The following is a 596-nucleotide window of genomic DNA, read 5'->3' as shown; positions in this document are numbered from 1 at the left end:
ATAGCGGATGCAACCACCAAAGGATGCCCCTTTCTTTAGCTTTCCTATCATGTGGTATCCTCCTTTCTGTTCATTCCGCTTGGCTTCGGTTTAGAACTTGCTTGGCGATACTCACCAAGGATGGATTTCAATCTTCTCAACAAGTCCACCACATATACATGGGTTTCATGGAAACCTCTCTGATGCGACAACTTGGTAAGTTGGTTGAGATTGTTTGCCATACCGATGAGGTTCTTGGCAATGGCAACCGTCTCAGTGTTGTGTCCACTGACCACCTCGCCGTTCAAGGCGGACTCACGGATGTACTCCGCCAACTTGCGGTTGGCTTTTCTTGCCCTCAGTCTCAATGCCTCGTAGCTTGGCTTCGAGAACTTCACCGTGACAGACTTCGACAGCTTGCGAACCCTGCCCGTGGGCGGTCTTCCGCCCTTTCTCTTGTCTTGTTCCTGTATGTTTGTCATTCGATACACTGTTTATAGTTGGTACACTCACTTTCTGCGACCGTCGGGAGCAAAATTTCTCCGCCCTCATGGTGGAGCGAGGCGTTTTGGGGTTCCCAAAACATAACCTCGCTCCCTCTCAGAACACGTTAGTTG

At 50.0% G+C, this 596-nt stretch carries 1 protein-coding gene; it reads right to left on the bottom strand.

Features of this window, described 5'->3' with window-relative positions:
• Positions 1–47 precede the first annotated feature (47 nt).
• Positions 48–461: a plasmid mobilization protein gene (locus tag NNC77_RS16600; protein WP_254971967.1), complete on the bottom strand. Its 414-nt coding sequence runs from the start codon at positions 459–461 to the stop codon at positions 48–50.
• Between the last annotated feature and the right edge of the window lie 135 nt (positions 462–596).

Source organism: Segatella copri, assembly GCF_024330485.1.
Lineage (GTDB): Bacteria > Bacteroidota > Bacteroidia > Bacteroidales > Bacteroidaceae > Prevotella > Prevotella copri_L.
The sequence above is the reverse complement of the archived record's forward strand: the minus strand, read 5'-3'. Positions and strand labels throughout refer to the sequence as shown.

Coding starts and splice junctions, on each gene's coding strand:
- NNC77_RS16600 (WP_254971967.1), bottom strand. CDS start 461: ATGACAAACATACAGGAACAAGACAAGAGAAAGGGCGGAAGACCGCCC.